Consider the following 13,349-nt stretch of genomic DNA (forward strand, 5'->3'; position numbering starts at 1 on the left):
GGCACGGCCGGCTCCGATCTTCCCCAGGAGGCCCCCATGGCGCGCACCGAGCACCCCCTCCCCGGAGCCGACGGGATGGCCCGGGAGGCCACGTCCCGGGAGGCCACGTCCCGGGAGGCCATGGCCGTCCAGCGGTCGGAGTTCGGCGGCACCAAGTGGGGAGCGGCCTTCTTCGGCTGGCTGTCGGCGACCGGCCTAGCGGTGCTGCTGCTCGCGCTGGTGTCGGCGGCCGGCACCGGGTCGGGCCTGACCGAGCGGGCGTCGGCCGAGGCGATCGGGTGGCGCGGAGCGGTGGCGCTGCTCGTCGTCCTCGTCGTCTCCTCCCTGGCCGGTGGGTACGTGGCGGGGCGGATGTCCCGCTTCGACGGCGTCCGGCAGGGCCTGGCCGTGTGGCTGGTGGGGCTGGTCGTCGTCCTGCTGTGCTCCGGTGCCGTGGCCCTGCTCGGCAGTGAGTTCAACGTGCTCGCCCGGCTGGAGCTGCCGCGCATCCCGGTCGGCGGGGGCACCGCCACCGCGGCCGACCTGGTCACGCTCGCCGCGGGAGCCGCGGCCACGCTGGTCGGGGCGCTGCTCGGCGGCGCCCTGGGCACCCGCTACCACCGGAGGGTCGACCGGGCGGGCTCCGCCTGCTGAGCCTCCCGGACGTCAGCGGGCGCTCCTACGCTCGCCCGCATGTGCCGCAACATCAGGCCGCTGGCCAACTTCGAGCCGCCCGTCACCGACGACGAGGTGCACGCCGCCGCGCTGCAGTACGTGCGCAAGATCAGCGGGACGGCGAAGCCGTCGCGGGCCAACGCAGAGGTCTTCGACCGCGCGGTCGCGGAGGTCGCCGAGGCCTCCGCCCGGCTGCTGGCCGCGCTGGTCACCACCGCGCCGCCCAAGGACCGCGAGGAGGAGGCGGCCAAGGCGCGCCGGCGGGCGGCACTGCGCTACGGCAGCTGAGAACAGTCACGCACCATCGAGTGTGGATCTCGGAGACGGGGTAGAGCGACTCCACTCACAGACCCTCCGGGAGGACTCAGCAATGGCGCGCAACACCCTGTCCCGCTCCCTGCACGACCTCGGACTCTCCGCGTGGTTCGGCGGCACGCTGGCCAACGCCGTGGCGCTCAACGCCGCGGCCGGTGAGGCCGGCCGCGCCTCGGACACCGGCCTGGTCGCCAACGCCGGCTGGGACCGCTGGACACCGGTCAACGCCGCGGCCATCGGCGCGCACCTGATCGGCAGCGTCGGCCAGCTGCGGGCCAACCGGCGGCGCGTGGCCGCCCAGGAGGGCGTGGGCGGGATGAGCGCGCTCAAGACGGCGTTGACCGCAGCAGCGCTGGGCGTCACCGCCTACAGCCGGGCACTGGGCAGGGTCGTGTCCGACGCCGGTGCCACGCCGTCCCGCTCGGGCACCAAGGCCAGCAAGCGCGCCAAGGCCGAGGTCGCCGCGGCCCAGGCGAAGCTCGACCAGCTGCAGTGGGTGATCCCGGCGCTGACCGGTGCCCTCGTGGTGGTCAGCTCCTACGCCGGTGAGCAGCAGCGGCCCAGCGAGGTCGCGCGCGGGATCGCTCCGCGCTGACCACCGCTGCGCACCTCCGAGTCGAACCAGGAGTCCTGGTGACCCGCACTCTCGACGCCCGGGACCAGACGCGCGCCGGCGGCGGCGCCACCCGCTGCCCGGACTGCACCGACGGGCTGGGCGAGCCCCGGCCGGTCGAGCCCGGCTCGTGGCGGGACCGCGTCCGCAGGAAGCCCGGGCTGGCCACGGCCTACCGGGTCGTGGTGTTCCTCGCCGGGCTGCTGTTCGTCCTGCTCGGCCTGGCGCTCACCGTGCTGCCCGGACCGCTCACCATCCCGCCGATCCTCATCGGCCTCTGGGTGTGGTCGACGGAGTTCGAGTGGGCGCGACGGTTCTTCGTGGCGTTCCGCCGCAAGGCCCGCGCCACCTGGGCGCACGCCAAGCAGCACCCGGTGAGCTCGGCGGCGGTGACGCTCGGTGGCCTGGTGGCGGCCGGGGTCGTCTTCTGGGCGGTGAGCCACTACGACCTGGTGGACCGCGCCGTGGCAGCCGTCACGGGCTGACCGTCGCGCGTCGGGGCCCGGTGGACCGGATCGTCCACCGGGCCTCGACGTGTCCGCAGCCGGTCAGTCGCGCTCGCGCGAGGCATCCGGGTCGGCGGTGCGGAACGGCGGCGGGTCGGCGTGCTGCCCACCCGCGTCGGCGGACGGCTGGACCTCGTCCCCCTCCTCGGGGCGGTCGGGCTCCTCGCCGCCGATGCCGAATCCGTCGGCGGGCGGCGGAGCACCCGCACCGGGGTCAGCCGCGGGGATGCCGTCGTCCCCCCGGCCGAGGTTGGGCTCCATGGGCGTCCACATCGACACGTCGTCCTCCCGAGGTATCCGGCGTACGAACGCCGCGTACCCACGCCCGCCGCGTGGCACCATCCCGCCGAAGGTGAACGGCAGGTGAACGAGAGGCGGCCGTGATGACCGGCGTGCGGAGCCCGCAGCGCAGCGGCGACTCGTCGGGGGAGAGCCGCAAGGAGCGGATCGACCGGGAGCTCATGGAGCTGCTCAACGAGCTGCGCGTGGCGCTGCCCGGGGTGCAGTTCCTCTTCGCGTTCCTGCTCGTGGTCCCGTTCCAGCAGCGGGGCGCCGATCTCACCGACTTCCAGCGCGACGTCTACTTCGTGACGCTGCTCGCCGCCGCGGTGGCGACCGGGCTGCTCATCGCGCCGGCCGCGCAGCACCGGGTGCTGTTCCGGCAGCACGACAAGGAGGCACTGCTGCGGCGCAGCAACCGGTCGGCGTTCCTCGGCCTGGCCGTGCTGGCGCTGGCCATCGTGAGCGCGGTACTGCTGGTGACGGACGTGCTCTTCGACCTGACGCTGGCCTGGATCACGGCCGTGGTGATCGGCGCCTTCCTGATCTGGTGGTGGATCGCCGTGCCGTACTGGAAGCGCGCCCACAACGCGCAGGACGACCCGGACGACTGATGAAGGGCCCCGTCCTCCCCGCCACTCGCACGCTCGCGGCGGTGCCCTGGACGGGGCCGGTGGCGGGCGGCCGAGCGCGGCACAGATGGCGTCGGCGACCGCGTCGGGGTCCTCGTGCTCCCGGAAGCGCAGCACCGCCAGCCCTCGGCCCGCAGCACGGCATCGGCCGTAGCCCACTCCCGGTCGGCGTGCGGGAGGTGGCCGCAGGTCGGCGGCCACCGTGCAGGGTCCCGCCGCCGGCCCCCTGCAGGGTCCCACCGCGAGCGTGCGAGCGGTGGGGGCAGGGGGTCCTTCCGGCGGTAGCGCACCCCGCGGGCGTGCAGCCGGCGACGGACGGCGAGCTCGTGTGCGGTGTCGCGGCGCGGCTGGCGCCGGAAGCGCCGGGCGACCGCCTCCGACGTCGGCGGCGGGCTCGGCCCGGGTTCTGCTGTCACCTCTCCCCTCCCCTGCGTCGGCCCGGACGCTACGGCGCGCCGACGACACGTCGGCCGCCGAGGAAGGGTCGCCTAACCTGCTCGGCGTGAGCACGACGGCGGACCGGGTGTCCGCACCGCCGCAGCCGGTGCGCGTCCCCGCGCCAGCCCGCTGGTCGGTGCTCGAGCTGCTGCCACCACTGGCCGTCGTCCTCCTGGGCACGGTGTTGCTGCTGCCGGGGCACGGTCTGTGGTTCGACGAGCTGTTCACCGCCGAAGTGGGCCGCCGGTCGTACGCCGAGATCCTCGCGGCGATCGTCGAGGGGCGCGGGACGACGAGCTACCTGGCCGACGTCCCGCCGTCGTACAACGCGCCCTGGTACTTCGTGGTGCACACGTGGGTGCTGCTGCCGGGAGTCGGCGGCGACACGTCCCTGCGGGTGCTCTCGCTGCTCGCGACCGCCGGCGGGCTGGCGTTGGTCACGCGGGCGGTGACCCGGCTGACCTCGCGCCCAGCCGGGGTGCTGGCCGGGGTCGTGCCGGCGGCGAGCCCGCTGGTGCTCGAGCAGGCGGTGGAGGCCCGCCCGTACGGGCTGGCGGTGCTGGCGACCGGCGGGGCGCTCCTCGGGCTGGTGCGCTGGCTGCAGGGGTCGCCTCGCGGGCTGCTGCTGTTCGGGCTGGCCGGCGCGGGGATGGGGCTGGCGCACTGGTACACGGCGACCGTGCTCGCGGCCTTCGTCGTCGCGGCGCTGCTGCTCCGGGGGCTGCGGGCGTGGCCGGTCGTTCTCATCGGTGCCGCGGCGGTGCTGCCGGTCGTCGGGCTGATCGGGGTGAACCTGCTCAACGGGACCGGCGCGCGCAACGCCGAGCACCTGCGCGACACCGAGGGGGCGCTGGCCGACCTCGCCGTCGAGGCGTGGGCCGGCGGGCTGCGGCCGCTGCTGTTTCTGACCGTGGGGTTGGCGGTGCTGGGCGCGCTGCGGGGTGCCGGCGCGCGGGTGGTCGGCACCTGCTGGGTGCTCGTGCCGCTGGGACTGCTGCTGCTGGCCGAGCAGGTGCGGCCGGTGTACCTGCCGCGCTACCTCCTGGCGGGGCTGCTGGGCCTCGGCGTGCTGGCGGCGGTGGGCGCGCTGACGCTGCCCCGGGCCGCCCGGGCGCCGGTCGCCGGGCTCCTGGTGGTGTGCTCGCTGGTCGCGTCCTCGCCGCTGGCCGAGCGGGAGCCGCGGGAGCGGGCGGACGACGTGGTGGCGCTGCTGGCCGAGCGGCACCGCGCCGGCGAGCCGATCGTCGCCGCGGACCAGCGCTCGGCGACCGGCCTGGACCACTACGTGCGGACGGCGGCTCCGCAGCTGCGGCCGGACGTCGTGCTGCCGCCGGACGACGCCCCGACGACCGCGGAGCGGGTGTGGCTGGTCCGCCGGGTGATCCGCGGCGAGGTCGTCTCGACCGACGACGACGGGATCCTGCTGGACGCGGGCCTGCGGGTGGTCGACGAGTTGGCGTTCGACGCCGCCAAGACCGACCTGCTGGTCCAGGTCTGGGAGCGCTAGTCCGCGTCCACCCCCGACGTCGGCGGCTCCCGCCGGTGGCGGCGAAAACGCGTGGGCGGTGTCGTCCGGCTGGGCTACCGTCGAGTCGTGCTCGACCCCGGAACCTCCTTCGTCCGCCCCCGGCTGCCGCGCAGCCGTGCGGGCGCCGAGGTCTGCCGGTAGCCCGTTCTCGGAGCCGTCGGCCGGGGGTGGTCCCTCACCACTCGCCGACGACCCGGAAGGGGCCTTCCGTGACTCCCCTGCTGTCCCCCCACGACCTCGAGGTCGCGCTCGAGCTGCGCGACCTGTCCGACCCTGCCGGCGGTCCGCACGCGATTCAGTTGCTGCTGGACAACGTGCTCGCCGCCCTGACCCGCGCCTGGCACTGCGCCCTCGACGTGCAGCGGCGCCGGCCGCTGGTGAGCGTCGAGGACAACTACGACCGCCTCGGCTACGCGGCCGCCGACATCACCCGGGACGCCCGGTACAGCCGCTACGCCGCCGAGACGGTGATGCTGCGCAGCCACACCACCGCCGGCGTCCCACCCGCTCTCCGCGCGCTGGCCGGCACCCGTGCCGTCGAGGCCGGGAGAGACGTGCTGCTGGCGCTCCCCGGCGTGTGCTACCGCCGGGACAGCATCGACCGGCTGCACGTGGGCACGCCCCACCAGGTGGACCTGTGGCGCATCACCACGACCGGGTCCGCCGGCCGGCGGCTGGACACCGACGATCTCCAGCAGATGGTCGAGCTGGTCGTCGGCGCCGTGCTGCCCGGGGGACGCTGGCGCACGTCGCCTGCCCGGCACCCCTACACCACGGGCGGCCTGCAGGTCGACGTGTGCACCGCCTCCGGGTGGGTGGAACTGGCCGAGTGCGGACTGGCCGCCGGGCACGTGCTCGCCGGTGCCGGACTCGATCCCGACCGCTGGACCGGCCTGGCGCTGGGCATGGGGCTGGACCGGGCGCTCATGGTCCGCAAGGGCATCCCGGACATCCGCGTGCTGCGCTCGACCGAGCCGCGCATCGCCTCGCAACTGCTCGACCTGCGCCCGTGGCGGCCGGTGTCGTCGCAGCCGTCGGTGCGCCGGGACCTGTCCATCGTCACCGACGCCCCGGTCGACGCCGAGCTGCTCGGGGACACCGTCCGCACTGCTCTCGGCCCGGCGGTGGAGGACCTCGAGGCGGTGACCGTCCTGTCCAGCACCGGCTACGCCGACCTCCCCGACACCGCGCGACGGCGACTCGGGCTGCGCCAGGACCAGGTCAACGTGCTGCTGCGGTTGGTGCTGCGCCCCCTGTCGCGGACCTTGACCGACCAGCGCGCCAACGAGCTGCGCGACCAGGTCTACGCGGCCGTGCACCGCGGACCACGTGCGGAGTGGGCCGCGCGCTGACGCACCGGTGATCGACGGGCTCGTCCTCGTCGGGCCGCCGGAACGGGACGCTCGTGCACTGCCATGGGGCAGGCCGCCCCGGGCATGGCCGCTCAGCACGCTCCTGCGCGCTCGAGCCGCGCTCAATCGGCCGGGCCGGACGGCCGGCGACGCGCCCACTTCTCGGACCAGCGACTGAGCGGTGAGATCGCCTCACCCAGCTCCTGCCCCAGGTCGGTCAGCGCGTAGCTCCCGTCGGGGAGCCGTTCGACCAGGCCCGCGTCGTCCAGCTCCCCGATGCGCCGGTAGAGCACCGAGGAGGACAGTCCGTCGCAGCTGGCCAGGACCGCCCTCGGGCCGACCGGTCCGTCCCGCAGCTCCCACAACAACCGCAGCGTCCAGCGTCGACCGAGCAGATCGAGGGTCGCCATGAGCGGTCGGCCAGTGGTCGAACCGCGGACCGGACGGCCCGGCCGAGGACTGCTCGACGACGCCACGGACGGCTCCCGCGATCTCGTTGTGTTGCTGGAAACGAAACGCTAGCATGGCTCGCGTTTCGGAAAAAGAAACGCTCGTGGGACGGCCCGCCCGATCACGGCCGGCCGCTGACCGGCGATGCAGCACGAGGAGCCCCCAGGTGACGCCACGCATCGAGCCACTGTCCGAGCCGTATCCACCGGAGGTCGCCGAGCGCCTCGCGACGCTGATGCCCCCCGGCCAGGAGCCCATCCGACTGTTCCGGACGTTCGTGCGGAACCTGCCGATGGCCGCGGGACTCAACGCCTGGGGCCGCTACTACCTGAGCCGGCAGCTGTCGCTGAGCGTGCGCGACCGTGAGCTGGTGATCGATCGGACCACCGCGCGCTGCGGCTGCGACTACGAGTGGGGCGTGCACATCGCCTGCTACGCCGACCGGGTCGGGCTCACCCGTGCGCAGGTGCGCTCGATCGCCCACGGCTCACCCTCCGACCCCTGCTGGACCACCCACGACGCGGTCCTCCTGGAGGCGGTGGATGCACTGCACGACTCGGCCACCATCGACGACCAGCTCTGGCCTCGGCTGGTTGCCGAGTTCACCCATGCCCAGCTGCTCGACCTGTTCCTGCTCGCCGGCTGGTATCACGCGATCAGCTTTGCGGCCAATGCCGCGCGGGTGGAGCCCGAGGACTGGGCCCCGCGGCTGGCCGACCTGCTCCCCTGACTTCACGGCTCCTCCCGGGACGGCGGGGAGCAGCGGACAGCAGATCAGGGCTCAGGCCGGCCGGGACAGGCCGAGGCGCAGGTCGGAGCGGTGCCCGCAGCAGGTGCACAGCCCCTCAGAGGCCTGCAGCCGGGCGAGCACCGCTCGACCACCCGGCACTGCCTGCCGAGGCCGATCGATGGGCCCGCACGGTGCGCGTTGCGCGGCGCGGTGCCCCGCTCAGGGACACTGCACGCGGCATCCCACCGGCATCGACGATCACGTGGTGCCCCGAGCCGGGCAGCCGCGGTCAGGCGGCTGTGTTCAGGCGGCGGTGGCCAGGGGTGGTCCGGTGCGCTGGGGGCCGATCAGGATCTCGGTGCCATCGGGGCGCCAGGTGCGCCATCGGCCATCGGGTCGGCGCGCCACGCGGAAGCCGTGGTGGACCTTGGTGTGGTGCCGCTCGCACAGCAGGGCGGCGTTGTCCAGGTCGGTGGCCCCGCCGTCGATCCAGGCCCGCAGGTGGTGCACGTCGCACCAGTGCGTCGGCGCCGGGCAGCCGGCGAACACGCAGCCGCCGTCGCGCACCTCCGCGGCCCGGCGGACGTGGGGTGGGAACAGCCGCACGGTGCGGCCGTGCTCCAGCGGCACCCGGTCGGGGCCCATCACGATGCGGGTGATGTTCCCGTCGCAGGCCAGCCCGCGGGCCCACGCCGCGGAGACGGTCGCCCCGAACCCGGTCTCGGCGGCACCCCGGCCGACCGCGGGGCCGGCCAGGTCCTCGATGCCGATGGTAACGACGACCTGGGGCTTGTGCCCGCGCAGGATCGGCAGCGAGCCGGACGCGAGGGCGTTGTCGCACAGCTGCACCAGCGCGTCGGCCTGCTGCTGGCCCCGCGTCCGCTCGTCGGCGGCGGCCCGGCCGGCCTGCACCAGGGACTCCAGCGCCGCCTGCAGCCTCTCCCCGCCCACCGCATCCAGGTCGAAGCGGCCGGTGACCCCGCCGTCGGGCCGCCGGGTGAGCACCAGCCGGCGGCCCTCGGTGGGATCGGGCTCGGGGCCGTCGGCGTCGAGCCGGTCCAGGTAGTGCTGCACCGCCGTGGCGACGTCGGCGCACGGCGCCGTGACGGCCACCCCGGTCAGCAGCTCGTCCACCGCGGCCAGGTCCACGCCCTGCTCGGCGGCGCGGGCCAGGTGCTCGGGCTCGGCGACCCGGGCGAGCAGCCCGGCCTGCTCACCGGTCACCGCACCCGCGGCGAACGCGGCGGCCATCGCCGGCAGGTGCGCCGGCGCCCGCCCGGCGCGCAGCACCCGCGCCGCCTCGGCGGCCGACAGGTGGGCGTGCCCGCGCAGCCAGGAGGCCATGGTCGTGAGCCCGTCGACCTCCGCGGCCCCGGACACCTCGGCCTCCCGCACGGTGCGGGCGATCTCGGCGGCCAGCCCGTTCTGCGCGGCCAGCAGCGGGCGCAGCCGCTCCAGCAGCGCCGGACCGAACAACGGAGCGAGGTCCTCGGCGGCCAGCGCGTCGAGACCGGCGATCAGCTCGTCCACGACACCTCCCGCCGGTTCGATCAGGTGTTCGAAGTCTAGCCCAACGCGACACGCCAGCCAATACGAATCCCCAGGTCAGTCGCTTTTCCACACGTTGACGGGCGCGCTTGACACCGCACCGTCGCTACGGGGAATCGAGTCCTGTCTCGCGGGCGATGACGACCAGTTGCACCTCGTTTCCGACGCCGAGTTGCACCTCGTCCCGGGCACCGAGCTCCGCCATGGCACGGCTGACGCGGCTGCGGGCGGTGCCCGGACCGAGGAGGAACGCGGCGCCGATCTCGTCATTCGGCCCCTACGTCGATCAGCGCGGTCCGGCGGGAGCCGGCTACGTCGAACCGTGTGTCCGCTGTCGCCTGCAGACGGACGACACCCCGGTCTCCCGCCGCGACGATCGTCAACGTCCGTCCGACGACGGGGCCTGCGGAGTTCCGGGTCATTCCCCGATGACGACTCGTGAGCCGCTCCGCCGGTGACCGTCACCCGACCGAGAGGGACCTCGATGTCCGTCCTGCATGTACTTGCCGTACCAACGGCCGCATCCGTCTCCGTCGCCGCCGGTGGTTACGACATCGGCACCGGACGACTCGTGCCCACCGTGGCCGCCGTGGTGGGGCTGATCAGCGTCGTCACCGGTGGGCTGGCCCTGGCCCGCTCCGGTCGCACCGGCACCGGCACCGGGAACGGGAGGGCCAGGGCCACCGTGGCCCTGGTGGCGGGACTGGGCAGCGTCGTCGTCGGCGGCCTGCACGCGGCCGACTCCGCCGGTGGCCTGGGCACCGGCAACGGGCTGGCCGGGGCCGTCGTGGCCGTGGTGCTGGGGCTGATCGGCGTGGTCACCGCTGGGCTGGCCCTGGCCCGGTCCCGACGCGACGCACGGCCGGGGACTCCCGCGCCTCCTCCGCGTCGGGTCTGACGGCCCGGCCGGACCACCGCCGACGCAGCGCCCACCACAGGGAGCGCACCGACTGCCGCAGCCGCGCCCGCGCCGTCCACGCCGACCGTCCCTCCGGCCGCGGGTCCCGCACGACCGGCACGCTGGTCACCGGCCGCCGGGCCAGCCCCACGGCCAGCACCACGCTCGGGGCGTCCGCAGCCAGCACGGCCGCACGCACCCGCGGCCCCAGCGCGAGGAAGGCGCCGGCGTCCGGCGGCAGGCCGGTCAGCCGCGCGGCCACCCGGCGGTGCAGCCCGCCGGTCACCCGCCGTGCCCACGACTCGTACGCGCCGCGCCGGCCGGCGAAGACCGCCTCGACGTCGCCGACTGCCAGCCGGTCGAGCAGCAGCGGCACGGCCTCCGGCGGGTCCTGCAGGTCGGCGTCCATGCACACCCAGACGTCGGCGTCCGGCTCGTCGGCCAGGCCCTGCCGCAGCGCGGCGTGCTGCCCGACGTTGACGGTCAGCCCGGTGACGGCGACCCGTGGATGGTCCGCCGCGAGCCGGAGGGCCACCTCCGCACTACCGGACGGGCATGCGTCGACCACCAGCCGCAGCCGCCAGTCCCGACCGTCCAGCGCCGCACCCAGCCGCGCGGCCAGAGCCGGCAGCGTCGCCGCGTTCCGGTACACCGGGACGACGACGGCGACGCGGGTCACGACAGCGCGGCCCAGGTGCGGGCCAGCCCCTCGGCCAGGTCGACGGAGGCCCGCCAGCTCAGCAGGGACGCCGCCAGCGACGGGTCGCTGACCCAGCAGTCGGTGTCCCAGTCGCGGCCCGGGTGCGCGCCGGCCGCGACGGCGATCGGCCGCCCGGTCACCCGCGACGCGACGGACACCAGCTCCTCGGTGGAGGTCTGCCGGCCGGTGCCGATGTTGAGCACCTGCCCGGGTGGCAGGTCGTCGGCGAGGGCGGCCCGCAGGCACGCGTCCACGACGTCGCCGACCCACACCCAGTCCCGTCGGCTCACCCGTGCCGGCAGCGGGACCACCCCGCCCGTGCGCGCGGCGTCCAGCACGACCGGTACCAGTCGGGTCGGGTGGTCGCCGGGCCCGTACACCTGGAACGCGCGCAGCACGGCCGACCGCACCCCGCGCTCGGCCGCGGCGGCCTGCAGCAGCAGCGAGCCGGCCGCCTTGGTCGCGCCGAAGAACCCCCGCGGGTGCAGCGGCGCGTCCTCGGCCAGCGGCACCGACGCGGCGGCGTACTCGGTCGAGGACCCCAACCGCACCACCACCCGGCACCGGTCGGGCAGCGCGTCGACCAGCCACGGACTGGTGTTGACCGCGATGGTGTCGGCCCGCTCCGCCGGCGTCGCCTTCCGGCGCCCGGCCGCCAGCGAGAAGACGACGTCCGGGTCGGCCGCCCGCACCGCGGCCGCACCCGCAGCCGCGTCCGCGAGGTCCACCGCCGCGCGCGTCAGCGGGACGACGTCCCACCCGTCGCCGCGCAGCCGCGCGACCAGGTGCCGGCCGACGAAGCCGCCGGCGCCGGTGACGAGGGCCCTCACGCCGGCTGGACCGCGGGCACCCCGGTCACGGCGGCGACGAAGGCGGCCCGGCGCTCGGTCACCTCGTCCGCGGTGGCGGTCGCCAGCCCGGTGAGGACGGCGAGCAGTCGCGGCACCTCGACGAAGGGGTCGCGCCCGGCCATGTCGGCGGTGAACGAGCGCCGCAGGAAGGTGAAGTCCGCACCCAGCCGGACCAGCTCGGCGGCGAGCAGCCAGGCCGGCACCGGCGCGCCGCCCTCGGGCAGCGTCAGCCCGCCGACGCCGAACGGCCCGGGCACCTCGGCGCGGACGGCGTCCACCGTGCCGTCGACCAGCGGCGTGAACAGCCCGTGTGCGCCGCGGTCGATGCGCAGGTCGTTGAGGCCGACGTAGACCCGCGACAGCGGACGGCGGGCCAGCTCGGCCGCGCGCGCGACGCCGTCCTGCGTCTCGACCAGGATGCCGAGCCCGCAGCGGCCGGCGACCAGGTCGAGGGTCCGGTCGACCTCCTCGGCCGTACGCACCATCGGCAGCAGCAGCTCGTCGGCGCCGCGCGCGATGGCGTCGTCCACCTCGGCCGGCGTCCACGGGCCGAAGCCGTTGACGCGGCAGAGCAGCCGGCCGTCGGTGGCCACCCGCATCCGGCTGAGATCGGCGGGGGTGTCGCTGTTGATCTGCGTGCCCTCGCCCTGCTGGCGGCGGTGTTTCCCGCGCCGCTCCCAGTCCACGACGATCCCGGCCGCCCCCGCGGCGACCACGTCGGCGCCCCAGCCGGGGTCGACCGTGAAGAGGAAGAGGTCCACGCGAGTGAGCTTAGGCACACCTAACCCGCAGCGGACACTCAGGTCGGCACACGCGCGTCCCCTCCCGGGAACGGCAGCGCGGCGCCGAGGACCCCGACCGTCACGTCGTCCCCCGCCGCCGGCAGGTCCCAGCCCTCCAGCCGGGCACTGAACGCCAGGCCGGACGGCAGCTCGAGGCGCACCCGCGCGTCGTGGCCGAAGAAGTCGACGCCGCGCACGCGGGCGCGGGGCCCGGTCCCGGCCGCCGGCCCGAGCCGCAGCTGCTCCGGGCGCAGCAGCACCCGCACCGGGCCGTCGGGGCAGGTCCGGTCGAGGTCGAGCACGCCGAGGGCCGAGTGCGCCCGGCCGGCGCGGACGTCGGCGTCGAGCACCACCGACTCCCCCACGAAGGTCGCGACGTCGAGGTCCTGCGGGCTGCGGTACAGGGTGCGCGGGTCGGCCAGCTGCACCAGCGTCCCGCCGCGCAGCACGGCCACCTGGTCGGCCATCGACAGCGCCTCGGCCTGGTCGTGGGTGACCAGCACGGCGGTCGCGCCGGCCGCGGTCAGCGCGTCGGCGACCGCCTGCCGGGTCTCCTCCCGCAGCGAGGCGTCCAGCGAGGAGAACGGCTCGTCGAGCAGGACCAGGGACGGCGCGGGTGCCAGCGCGCGGGCCAGCGCCACGCGCTGCTGCTGCCCGCCGGAGAGCTGGTGCGGCGAGCGCTCGGCGAGAGCGGCGTCGAGCCCGACGAGCTCCAGCAGCGACGCCACCCGGCCGGCGTCGCGGCGCTGGCGGCGCGGCAGCCCGAAGGCGACGTTGCCGGCGACCGACAGGTGCGGGAACAGCCCACCCTCCTGCGGCACGAAGCCGATGTGCCGGCGCCGCGCCGGCACGCTGCGGCCCGCGCCGGCCACCGTGCGGCCGCCGACCTCGACGGTGCCGCGGTCGGGGTCGTCGAAGCCGGCGACCAGCCGCAGCAGCGTCGTCTTGCCGCAGCCGGAGGGCCCGAGCAGTGCGGTGAAGCTGCCCTCGGGCACGTGCAGGTCCACACCCGTGAGCACCGGCGTCGCGCCGTAGGACTTCGTCACACCGGCGACGGTCAGGGAGCTCATGGC

The 13,349-nt window shown here is 75.6% G+C and carries 16 protein-coding genes; 9 read left to right on the plus strand and 7 right to left on the minus strand.

The features are described from left to right. The first annotated feature begins 36 nt into the window (after positions 1 to 36). The 4 genes from ACU610_RS12140 to ACU610_RS12155 all read left to right on the plus strand — a co-directional run bounded on the left by ACU610_RS12140 (position 37) and on the right by ACU610_RS12155 (position 2,067). Positions 37 to 633 carry a hypothetical protein gene (locus tag ACU610_RS12140; RefSeq protein WP_446767964.1) on the plus strand — a complete coding sequence of 199 codons (597 nt, stop codon included), beginning with the start codon at positions 37 to 39 and terminating at the stop codon, positions 631 to 633. Between the two features lie 39 nt (positions 634 to 672). Beyond that, entirely contained in the window at positions 673 to 942 is a 270-nt protein-coding gene (locus tag ACU610_RS12145; protein WP_446767965.1) for a DUF2277 domain-containing protein, read from the plus strand. An 82-nt stretch (positions 943 to 1,024) separates the two neighbouring features. Next, positions 1,025 to 1,564, plus strand: coding sequence for a hypothetical protein (locus ACU610_RS12150; protein WP_446767966.1), 540 nt, complete (start codon positions 1,025 to 1,027; stop codon positions 1,562 to 1,564). 38 nt (positions 1,565 to 1,602) lie between these two features. Beyond that, complete coding sequence (locus ACU610_RS12155) at positions 1,603 to 2,067, plus strand: PGPGW domain-containing protein (protein WP_446767967.1); 465 nt, start codon at positions 1,603 to 1,605, stop codon at positions 2,065 to 2,067. 63 nt (positions 2,068 to 2,130) lie between these two features. Here the strand turns inward: ACU610_RS12155 and ACU610_RS12160 are convergent, their stop codons facing one another. Then, positions 2,131 to 2,361: a hypothetical protein gene (locus ACU610_RS12160; protein ID WP_446770722.1), complete on the minus strand. Its 231-nt coding sequence runs from the start codon at positions 2,359 to 2,361 to the stop codon at positions 2,131 to 2,133. 110 nt (positions 2,362 to 2,471) lie between these two features. Here ACU610_RS12160 and ACU610_RS12165 point away from each other — a divergent pair, with 110 nt between their 5' ends. The 3 genes from ACU610_RS12165 (at position 2,472) to srmL (ending at position 6,317) form a co-directional block, all read left to right on the plus strand. Continuing rightward, positions 2,472 to 2,981, plus strand: coding sequence for a DUF6328 family protein (locus ACU610_RS12165; protein ID WP_446767968.1), 510 nt, complete (start codon positions 2,472 to 2,474; stop codon positions 2,979 to 2,981). 520 nt (positions 2,982 to 3,501) lie between these two features. Continuing rightward, the gene (locus ACU610_RS12170; protein WP_446767969.1) at positions 3,502 to 4,944 is read left to right on the plus strand and encodes a hypothetical protein; all 1,443 of its coding nucleotides are present in this window, start codon (positions 3,502 to 3,504) and stop codon (positions 4,942 to 4,944) included. A gap of 230 nt (positions 4,945 to 5,174) precedes the next feature. Continuing rightward, positions 5,175 to 6,317, plus strand: coding sequence for a PheS-related mystery ligase SrmL (gene srmL / locus ACU610_RS12175; protein ID WP_446767970.1), 1,143 nt, complete (start codon positions 5,175 to 5,177; stop codon positions 6,315 to 6,317). Between the two features lie 122 nt (positions 6,318 to 6,439). On the opposite strand, the gene ACU610_RS12180 is transcribed toward srmL, so the two are convergent. Continuing rightward, complete coding sequence (locus tag ACU610_RS12180) at positions 6,440 to 6,727, minus strand: winged helix-turn-helix transcriptional regulator (protein ID WP_446767971.1); 288 nt, start codon at positions 6,725 to 6,727, stop codon at positions 6,440 to 6,442. Between the two features lie 206 nt (positions 6,728 to 6,933). Here ACU610_RS12180 and ACU610_RS12185 point away from each other — a divergent pair, with 206 nt between their 5' ends. Next, entirely contained in the window at positions 6,934 to 7,497 is a 564-nt protein-coding gene (locus tag ACU610_RS12185; RefSeq protein WP_446767972.1) for a carboxymuconolactone decarboxylase family protein, read from the plus strand. A gap of 303 nt (positions 7,498 to 7,800) precedes the next feature. Here ACU610_RS12185 and ACU610_RS12190 read toward each other — a convergent pair whose 3' ends face one another. Continuing rightward, positions 7,801 to 9,027: a DUF222 domain-containing protein gene (locus ACU610_RS12190; protein ID WP_446767973.1), complete on the minus strand. Its 1,227-nt coding sequence runs from the start codon at positions 9,025 to 9,027 to the stop codon at positions 7,801 to 7,803. Between the two features lie 502 nt (positions 9,028 to 9,529). Here ACU610_RS12190 and ACU610_RS12195 point away from each other — a divergent pair. Then, positions 9,530 to 9,943 carry a DUF6223 family protein gene (locus ACU610_RS12195; protein ID WP_446767974.1) on the plus strand — a complete coding sequence of 138 codons (414 nt, stop codon included), beginning with the start codon at positions 9,530 to 9,532 and terminating at the stop codon, positions 9,941 to 9,943. Here ACU610_RS12195 and ACU610_RS12200 read toward each other — a convergent pair. The 4 genes from ACU610_RS12200 to ACU610_RS12215 are packed head-to-tail and all read right to left on the minus strand — an operon-like array spanning position 9,864 to position 13,346. Beyond that, complete coding sequence (locus tag ACU610_RS12200) at positions 9,864 to 10,622, minus strand: glycosyltransferase (RefSeq protein WP_446767975.1); 759 nt, start codon at positions 10,620 to 10,622, stop codon at positions 9,864 to 9,866. The two genes, ACU610_RS12195 and ACU610_RS12200, sit on opposite strands and share 80 nt — an antisense overlap. Continuing rightward, the gene (locus ACU610_RS12205) at positions 10,619 to 11,473 is read right to left on the minus strand and encodes an NAD-dependent epimerase/dehydratase family protein (RefSeq protein ID WP_446767976.1); all 855 of its coding nucleotides are present in this window, start codon (positions 11,471 to 11,473) and stop codon (positions 10,619 to 10,621) included. The genes ACU610_RS12200 and ACU610_RS12205 overlap by 4 nt, the downstream gene beginning before the upstream one ends. Further along, on the minus strand, positions 11,470 to 12,255 hold the full coding sequence (locus ACU610_RS12210) for an aldolase/citrate lyase family protein (RefSeq protein ID WP_446767977.1): 786 nt from the start codon (positions 12,253 to 12,255) through the stop codon (positions 11,470 to 11,472). Before ACU610_RS12210 ends, ACU610_RS12205 begins: the two co-directional genes overlap by 4 nt. Before the next feature lie 38 nt (positions 12,256 to 12,293). After that, a complete protein-coding gene (locus tag ACU610_RS12215; protein ID WP_446767978.1) occupies positions 12,294 to 13,346 on the minus strand; it encodes an ABC transporter ATP-binding protein in 1,053 nt (350 codons plus the stop codon). Positions 13,347 to 13,349: the final 3 nt, after the last annotated feature.

The organism is Geodermatophilus sp. URMC 61 (assembly GCF_052931555.1).